The organism is Parasphingopyxis sp. (assembly GCF_052168275.1).
Lineage (GTDB): Bacteria > Pseudomonadota > Alphaproteobacteria > Sphingomonadales > Sphingomonadaceae > Parasphingopyxis.
In genome coordinates, this window is sequence record NZ_JBQLZM010000070.1 from 25,059 (window position 1) to 33,413 (window position 8,355).

The window sequence follows — 8,355 nt, forward strand, 5'->3', positions numbered from 1 at the left end:
CTGACATGGCGGTCCGAAGTTGGCGAAGGGGACGGGCATCGCCAGCCCTGGACCCCGCCATGCACGGTTTTCCGGGCTCTACCCGCCCGACGCGGCCCGCCGGGCGCAACGTTCGGGCACCTTCCGCAACCTCGTACCGCCGATCCGCACCCTTCGGGCCCGTCGGCGCGCCCGGGCCGTCCCGCTAGTCGAGCGGCGCGCAGACCTCGCCGAGCCAGGCCGCCGTCGCATCGTCGAGATGCGGGCCGATCTTCGCCACCACGTCCGCATGATAGCCGTCCACCCAGTCCCGCTCGGCCGGGGTCAGCAGGTCCGTGTCGATCAGCGCGCGGTCGATCGGCGCGAAGGTGAGCGTCTCGAAGCCGAGCATGACCGCCTCCCCGCCCGGAATCGCGCGCTCCTCGATCGCGACCAGATTCTCGATCCGGATCCCGTATTCGCCGGCCTTGTAATAGCCGGGCTCGTTGGAAAGGATCATCCCCGCGTGCAGCGGCTCGTCCCAGCCGGCGCCCGGATAGTTGGCCGCGCTGATCCGCTGCGGCCCCTCATGCACGCCGAGATAGCTGCCGACGCCGTGCCCCGTGCCATGGCCGTAGTCGAGGCCCGCGGCCCACAGATATTGCCGCGCGAAGCTGTCGAGCTGGGTGCCGCGCGTCCCCTGCGGGAAGACGGCGGTGGCGAGCGCGATATGGCCCTTGAGGACGCGCGTGAACCGATCGCGCATCTCGTCGGTCGGCGTCCCGACGATCACCGTGCGCGTCACGTCGGTCGTGCCGTCCGGATACTGGCCGCCCGAATCGACCAGGTAGATCTGGTCCATCTCGAGCGGGATGCTCGATTCCTCGGTCACGCGGTAATGCGGGATCGCGGCGTGCGGGCCCGCGCCCGATATCGCGTCGAAGGAGAGGTCGCGCAGCAGATCGCTCTCCTCGCGAAACTGCTGGAGGCGCCGCGCGGCCGAAATCTCGGTGACGCCGCCCTTGGGCGCCTCGAGCGAGAGCCAGTGCAGGAAGCGGACCAGCGCCGCCCCGTCGCGCTCGTGCGCGTCGCGCGCGCCCTGCAGCTCGACGGCATTCTTGATCGCCTTGGGCAGCACCGCGGGCTCCTGCTCGGCGAGGATCGTCGCCCCGGCATCGTCGAGCGCCTGGAAGATGGCGGAGACCGCGCGTTCGGGATCGGCGATCACCTTCCGGCCCTTCAACCCGGCCAGCGCGCCTTCGAACGCGCCGCGTTCGTGCACGCGCACGCCGTTGCCGAGATGGCGGAGCACATCGTCGCTCATCTTGTCGGGATCGACGTAGAGGTCCGCCGTCGCGTCCTTGTGGACAATCGCATAGGCGAGCGCGACCGGCGTGTGATCGACGTCCGCGCCGCGGACATTGAGCGTCCAGGCGATCGAATCGAGGGCGGCGAGCACCGCGGCGTCGACACCCTTCTCCGCCATCGCATCGGCCATGTCCTGCCGTTTCTGCGCGGAGGACTTGCCCGCATAACCGTCCTCGTGGACGATCAGTTTGGCGTCGGACGGCAGGGGCTTATCCGGCCAGATCGCGTCGATCGGATTGGTGTCGACGGGCACGAGTTCGGCGCCCTTTTCGGCCAGCGCCTTTTCCGCCGCCTTCACCCATTGGCGGGTGTGGAGCCAGGGATCGTAACCGATCCGCGCGCCGCTATCGGCATGCGCGCCCAGCCATTCGGCGATGCTGGTCGCGGGGACGCCGACATATTCCCAATGGCTGCCGTCCACCTGTTCGCGGACCTGGATCGTGTAGCGCCCGTCGGTGAAGATCGCGGCGTCCTCGGGCATCACGACCGCCGAACCGGCCGACCCCTGGAAACCCGTCAGCCAGGCGAGGCGCTGCGCATAGGCGCCGACATATTCGCTCATATGCTCGTCGGTGAGCGGCACGACGAAGCCGGTCAGCTGGCGGTTCGCAAGCTCGGCGCGCAGGGCGGTAAGGCGGTCTTCATAGGTGGACATTTTTCCGGTCTTTCGCTTGTCAAATTTCCGCTCGGGCCGAGCCTGTCGAAGCCCTGTTCTTTTCGTCCCTGGAGTCGAAAAGGAAAGGGCAACCCTTCGACAGGCTCAGGGTAAGCGGAATGTGGTTTCGCCAGCCTGCTTATCCGGTTAGAGAGCGCCGATCCACCCGTTGCGAAAGGCCCTTCCATGTCCCGCTCCCTGATCGCCGCCGTCAGCCTGCTCGCGCTCGCCACCCCCGTCCCCGTCCTCGCCCAGGAAGAAAGTCCGTCCGTGCCCGAAACCGCCGCCACTACCCTGCCCGAACCGCCGGTCGCCGACCGGCGCCCGCACAGCTTCACGATGCACGGCATCACCGTCGAGGACCCGTATCACTGGATGAAGGACCAGGGTTATCCGGAAATCGACGACGCGGACGTGCTGGCCTATCTCAACGCGGAAAACGCCTATTTCGAGGCGGTCATGGCGCCGCACCAGGCGCTGATCGACACGCTCTATACCGAGATGCGCGGGCGGATTCCGGAGAATGACGCCAGCGTGCCGATTCCCGACGGGGATTACGAATATTGGTACGCCTATAACGAGGGCCAGGAATACCGGCTCTGGTATCGCCGCCCGCGCGCCGGCGGCGAGGACGAGCTGCTGCTCGACGAAAATGCGCTGGCCGAGGGCCATGAACAGTTCAGCCTCGGCACGATCGCGGTCAGCCCCGACGCCCGGCTGCTCGCCTATTCGACCGATACCGACGGATCGGAACGCTTCGTGGTGCGCTTTCGCGACCTCGCGACCGGCGAAGATCTGCCCGATACGATAGCCGACACGATCAACAGCATCATTTGGTCGGCCAACTCGGACGCCGTCTTCTACACGCCCGTCGACGAGAACTGGCGCGCCAAAGTCGTCATGCTGCATCATCTCGGCACGGCGGCCGACGCGGATCGCGAGATATTTCGCGAGGCCGAGGAAGGGATGCAGCTCAGCATCGATCAGACCCAGTCCCGGCGTTTCCTGGTGATTTCGGCCGGCGACAACGTCTCGAGCGAAGCGCGGCTCGTGCCGCTCAGCGACCCGACCGCAGAACCGATCCTCGTCTCGCCCCGCGAGACCAACCGGCTCTACGACGTCGAGGAACGCGCGGATACGCTCTATATCCATACCAATGACAACCATGTGAATTTCCGCGTCGTCACCGCGCCGGTCACCGACCCCGGCGCCTGGACCGAGCTGATCGCCGGGTCCGACGACATCTACCTGACCGGCCTCACGACCTTCGCCGATTTCTACGTCCTCGAGCTGCGCGAGCGCGGGCTCGATCAGGTCGAGATCCGCGGATATGACGATGATGCGATCCGCCGCATCGAATTTCCCGAAGCGAGCTACGACGCCGGCCTCGGCCCCGTGGCGGAGTTCGACGTCGACAGTATCCGCATCGGCTATGAATCGATGGTCACCCCGGAAACCGATTACAGCTACGATCTCGCCAGCGGCCAGCTGACCGCGCTCAAGGTCCAGCAGGTCCCGTCCGGGTACGACGCCGGCCAATATGCGACCGAGCGGCTCGAGATCGAGGCGCGCGACGGCGCGATGGTGCCGGTCAGCCTCGTCTATCGGCGCGATACCGAGATCGGACCCGACACGCCCGTCCATCTCTACGCCTATGGCGCCTATGGCTATGCGATCCCGCCGAGCTTCTCGACCCGGCAGCTGAGCCTCACCAATCGCGGCTTCATCTTCGCCATCGCGCATATCCGCGGCGGCGACGATCTCGGCTATCAATGGTATCTCGACGGCAAGCTCGAGCGGCGGACCAACACGTTCAACGATTTCGTCGACGTGGCGCGCGGCCTGATCGCGCAGGGCTATACGAGCCCGGGCCGGATCGCGATTTCGGGCGGATCGGCGGGCGGCGAGCTGATGGGCGTCGTCGCCAACACCGATCCCGAGCTCTGGGGCGCGGTCGTCGCCGAGGTGCCGTTCGTCGACGTGCTCAACACGATGCTCGACGATACGCTGCCCCTTACCCCGGGCGAATGGCCCGAATGGGGCAATCCGATCACCGATCCGGACGCGTTCCGCCTGATCCAGAGCTATTCGCCCTACGATAACGTCAGCGCGCAGGACTATCCGCCGATCATGGTGACGGCGGGGCTCAACGATCCGCGCGTCACCTATTGGGAGCCCGCCAAATGGACGGCCCGGCTGCGCGCGACGCGGACCGACGACGACCTCACCATCCTGCGCACCAATATGGGCGCCGGCCATCGCGGCCAGTCGGGCCGCTTCCAGGCGCTGCGCGAGGAGGCCCAGGCGATGGCCTTCATGCTGACGCAGCTCGGGGTGGAGGAGTAGGTTGCTTCGCTGCTATCATTTCATGATCCATGGAACGGTGAAGAATGACCCTGAACTACAGGGCTTCTACGCCGGCCGCTGGATCATATCCCTGAACGAAGATCGGGCACGACGAACGATATTCCGACGGCTTCGGAAAGAATACGCGGACAGTTTGGAAATCAGCGATCTTCAAGTCGAGGAAACTCGGGTGATCGGTTTGCCTGAAGCAAGGCGTTCGCCCAATAAGGGTGCGACTTTCTACTAAAGTATTATTAGTGACTGGCATGTCCTTCTCCCACACCGTCACCGCGCGCCCCGAGCATATCGACATACTCGGCCATGTGAACAATGCGGTCTGGGTCCAGTGGATCCAGGACCTCGCCATCGCGCATTGGGAGGCGGCCGCCGCGCCCGAGCATGTCGACGCCTATATCTGGGTCGTGACCCGGCACGAGATCGACTATCTGCGGCCAGCGCTGGAGGGCGATGTCGTGACCGGCACGACCTGGATCGAGGAGCCGCCCCGGGGCGCGCGCTTCGACCGCTACATGGAATTCACCGGCGCGGACGGGAAGCCGTGCATCCGGGCCAAGACGACCTGGGCGATGCTCGACACGGCCAGCCGGCGGCCGGTCCGGGTGACGCCCGAAATCGCCGCGCCGTTTCTGGCGGACGGCTGAGCGGGCCTATCGCGCCAATATCCCGAGGATCGCGCGGAGCGCGCGCCGGTCCGACGCGAAGTCCATGTGCCGGCAATCGAGTTCGATCGTCCGGTCGGCCTCGCCCGCCGCGCCGCGCGCGCAATCGGCCGGGATCACGCCGTCGCGGCGGGACCAGAGCGCGGTCGTCGGCACCGGCGGCTTCTCGTGGAGGCGGACGTCTATCGGCGGCCGGTCGACCGGATAGCGGGCGATCAGCTCGTAGAGACGCCAGACGCGGTTGTGGCGCGGGTCGCCCGAAAAGGGACTGCCGAGCGTGATCACCTGGTGCACCGCGTCGGGCGACACCTTGGCCAGCTCGCGCGCATAGACGCCGCCCAGGCTCCAGCCGACCAGCGCGACCGGCCGGTTCGCCGCTTCGGCGAGGCCGAGGACCGCGTCGTTCAGCCGGCCGAACAGGCCCCGGCTCAGCCCGAGATTGATGCCATGGCCCCAGCCATGCGCGGCATAGCCGGCCGCCTCCAGCGTCCGGCGCAGGCGCGTCGTCGACTGGTCGGAGGCGAGGAAGCCGGGCAGGACGAGCACCGGACGGCCGTCGCCGGCAAAGCCCCGGGCCGCCTCCGCGTTGACGCCGCGCTTGCGGACGGCCGAGAGCAGCGCGACGCCTTCGCCGGCAAAGCTGCGCAGGCTGGGCAGCGCGGGCGCGTCGGTCGGGATGGGGCGGGCCTCGTTCATGACGCTTTTATTACAGCGATAAGCTTAACCTTCAATTGCGCTTTCGCGGGCGTCGCTCCACAAACGGCGCCATGGCGAAGCGCAGCGCGGTCATCATCGGGGCGGGGCATAACGGGCTGGTCTGCGCCTGGTATCTGGCGCGCGCCGGCTATCGGGTCGAGATGCTCGAGGCGCGCGGGATCGTCGGCGGCGCGGCGGTCACCGAGGAATTCCATCCGGGGTTCCGCAACTCGACGGCGAGCTACACCGTCGGCCTGCTCGATCCCGATATCGCGCGGGCGATGCGGCTGGCCGAGCACGGCCTCGCCATCGTCCAGCGGCCGGTCTCCAACTTCCTGCCGCTCGATCGCGAACGCTATCTGATCATGGGCGGCGGGCGGAGCGCGGGAGAGGTCGCCAAATTCTCGCAGCGCGACGCGGCGATGCTGCCCGAGTACGAGCGGCGGCTCGGCGCGGTGGCGGGGCTGCTGCGCCATCTCGCGGGGACGATCCCGCCCAATGCCGGCGGCGGGATCGGCGACCTGTTCCGTGCGGTCGGCCAAGCGCGGGCGGCGCTCAGACTGCCGCTCGAGGCGCAGCGCGACGCGGTCGACCTGTTCACCCGCTCGGCGCGCGAATTTCTCGACGGCTTTTTCGAGAGCGACCCGGTCAAGGCCGCCTTCGGTTTCGACAGCGTCGTCGGCGCGTATCACAGCCCCGACACGCCGGGATCGGCCTATGTGCTGCTCCACCACGTCTTCGGCGAGACCGACGGCCAGCCCGGCCAATGGGGCCATGCGATCGGGGGAATGGGCGCCATCACCCAGGCGATGGCTGCGGCCTGCGCGCGGGAAGGCGTGACGATCCGGACCGACACGCCGGTCGCCGGGATACTGATCGCGAACGGCAAGGCGGACGGCGTCGAAACCGTCGCGGGCGACCGGATCCGCGCCGATATCGTGATCGGCAACGTCCATCCCAAGCGGCTGCTGCTCGAAATGGTCGAGCCCGGCGCGCTCGACCCGGCGCTGCGCGCGCGGATGGAGCGCCACGTCTCGGGATCGGGCACCTTCCGGATGAACGTCGCGCTTGCCGAACTGCCGCGCTTCGCCTGCCTGCCCGAACCCGGCCCGCATCTCTCCAGCGGCATCATCATCGCGCCGAGCCTCGACTATATGGACCGGGCCTTTCACGACGCCCGCGCCGACGGCTGGTCGAAACGGCCGATCGTCGAGATGCTGATCCCCTCGACGCTCGACGACAGCCTCGCCCCGGCCGGCGCGCATGTCGCCAGCCTGTTCTGCCAGCAGTTCGATCCGGCGCTCGACTGGGACGCGCACAGGGACGCCGCCGTCGACGCCATCCTCGACACGGTCGAGGCGCACGCGCCCGGCTTCCGCGCCGGCATCGTCGGCCGGATGGCGCTCTCGCCGCTCGATCTCGAACGCCGCTTCGGGCTGATCGGCGGCGACATCTTCCAAGGCCGCATGTCGCTGGACCAGCTCTGGGCGATGCGGCCGCTGCTCGGGATCGCCGATCACCGCATGCCGATGCCCGGCCTCTATCTGTGCGGCGCCGGCGCGCATCCGGGCGGCGGGGTGACCGGGCGGCCCGGCCGCAACGCGGCGAGCGCGATCATCCGGGACGGCCGGATTATCTGAAGGTCGCGCCGCCTCCCGACGCGGCCTCGCTCAGTCCTTCGTATCGTCGAACGCGAAGCTGCCGGACCAGGCGCCGTAATCGCGCGAATCGACGCCGTTCGCCGCCGATCCCGCGTAATTTTCCTGGCCCTCGACCAGGGTGACGGTCACATCGCCGCCATCGCCGCCGATAACGCCGGCATGGACCGCCGCGCGGCAGATGCTCGAATCGTCGGTATAGATGTCCGTACCCCAGACCGAGCCGGCCGCCGTCGCTTCGGCGCTGCAGCTGCACTTCACCGGCTCCTCGGTGCCGCGCAGGTCGCGCGCGTTATCCGGACAGGCCTCGGCGGCGGCCTCGTCCTCCGGTTCGCCGAGTTCGGCGCCTTCGAAGGCGAAACTGCCGCCCCAGCCGCCCCATTCGGAAGTCTGCACGCCATTGGCTTCGGAGGCCGTGTAGGAGTCCCGCCCCGGCAGGAAGTTGATCGTCACGTTGACGGGTTCGTCGCCGAGCAGCCCGGCATGCATCGCGGCCCGGCAGACCGCGGAATCGTCCGAATAGGGCCCGGCGCCCCATACCGTTCCGGCTTCGGCGGCCTCGGCCGTGCAGGAGCAGGTGAAGGGCGCGGCCGAACCGCGCATGTCCTGCACCCGTTCCGGGCAGGCATCGGCCAGCGGCGGCGCTTCCTCGACCGGTTCTTCGGCGGCCGATTCCCCGGTGCCGCCACAGGCGGCCAGACCGAGCGCGGCGGCTCCGACAATCGACAGAGCTGCTTTCGACGGACGTTTCATGAGACCCCTCCCAGGCTGTACGAACGGCATTGTGCACCGCTTACCTGCCTCGGGGCAAGCCCGGCCGGCCCGGCGAAACCGTCGGCCGACGATCCGCGTCCCGCAAATCGCGCCGGGCTCTGGCCTTCGCCGCCATAGCGGTTATGAGGGGCGGGAAACGAACCGGATCGAGCGGAGCCCGATACAATGATCGAAGTGGAATGGTGGGAATTCGAAGACAGTGAAACGCTGGCCAGCGAAG

The 8,355-nt window shown here is 67.9% G+C and carries 6 protein-coding genes; 3 read left to right on the top strand and 3 right to left on the bottom strand.

Annotated elements, in window-relative coordinates; translation table 11 throughout:
- Positions 1–184: 184 nt before the first annotated feature.
- Positions 185–1,981 carry an aminopeptidase P family protein gene (locus ACTS1X_RS06180; RefSeq protein WP_442613509.1) on the bottom strand — a complete coding sequence of 599 codons (1,797 nt, stop codon included), beginning with the start codon at positions 1,979–1,981 and terminating at the stop codon, positions 185–187.
- 186 nt (positions 1,982–2,167) lie between these two features.
- Between ACTS1X_RS06180 and ACTS1X_RS06185 the strand changes: the two genes are divergently transcribed.
- Positions 2,168–4,327 (top strand): S9 family peptidase, encoded by a 2,160-nt coding sequence (locus ACTS1X_RS06185; protein ID WP_442613510.1) that lies wholly within the window; start codon positions 2,168–2,170, stop codon positions 4,325–4,327.
- A gap of 266 nt (positions 4,328–4,593) precedes the next feature.
- A complete protein-coding gene (locus ACTS1X_RS06190; RefSeq protein WP_442613516.1) occupies positions 4,594–4,989 on the top strand; it encodes an acyl-CoA thioesterase in 396 nt (131 codons plus the stop codon).
- Positions 4,990–4,995: 6 nt separating this feature from the next.
- On the opposite strand, the gene ACTS1X_RS06195 is transcribed toward ACTS1X_RS06190, so the two are convergent.
- Complete coding sequence (locus ACTS1X_RS06195; protein WP_442613511.1) at positions 4,996–5,703, bottom strand: esterase/lipase family protein; 708 nt, start codon at positions 5,701–5,703, stop codon at positions 4,996–4,998.
- A gap of 71 nt (positions 5,704–5,774) precedes the next feature.
- On the opposite strand from ACTS1X_RS06195, the gene ACTS1X_RS06200 reads away from it, so the two are divergent.
- Positions 5,775–7,343 carry a phytoene desaturase family protein gene (locus tag ACTS1X_RS06200; RefSeq protein ID WP_442613512.1) on the top strand — a complete coding sequence of 523 codons (1,569 nt, stop codon included), beginning with the start codon at positions 5,775–5,777 and terminating at the stop codon, positions 7,341–7,343.
- Positions 7,344–7,373: 30 nt separating this feature from the next.
- On the opposite strand, the gene ACTS1X_RS06205 is transcribed toward ACTS1X_RS06200, so the two are convergent.
- Positions 7,374–8,114 carry an LCCL domain-containing protein gene (locus ACTS1X_RS06205; protein WP_442613513.1) on the bottom strand — a complete coding sequence of 247 codons (741 nt, stop codon included), beginning with the start codon at positions 8,112–8,114 and terminating at the stop codon, positions 7,374–7,376.
- Positions 8,115–8,355: the final 241 nt, after the last annotated feature.

Coding starts and splice junctions, on each gene's coding strand:
- ACTS1X_RS06180 (WP_442613509.1), bottom strand. CDS start 1,981: ATGTCCACCTATGAAGACCGCCTTACCGCCCTGCGCGCCGAGCTTGCG.
- ACTS1X_RS06185 (WP_442613510.1), top strand. CDS start 2,168: ATGTCCCGCTCCCTGATCGCCGCCGTCAGCCTGCTCGCGCTCGCCACC.
- ACTS1X_RS06190 (WP_442613516.1), top strand. CDS start 4,594: ATGTCCTTCTCCCACACCGTCACCGCGCGCCCCGAGCATATCGACATA.
- ACTS1X_RS06195 (WP_442613511.1), bottom strand. CDS start 5,703: ATGAACGAGGCCCGCCCCATCCCGACCGACGCGCCCGCGCTGCCCAGC.
- ACTS1X_RS06200 (WP_442613512.1), top strand. CDS start 5,775: ATGGCGAAGCGCAGCGCGGTCATCATCGGGGCGGGGCATAACGGGCTG.
- ACTS1X_RS06205 (WP_442613513.1), bottom strand. CDS start 8,114: ATGAAACGTCCGTCGAAAGCAGCTCTGTCGATTGTCGGAGCCGCCGCG.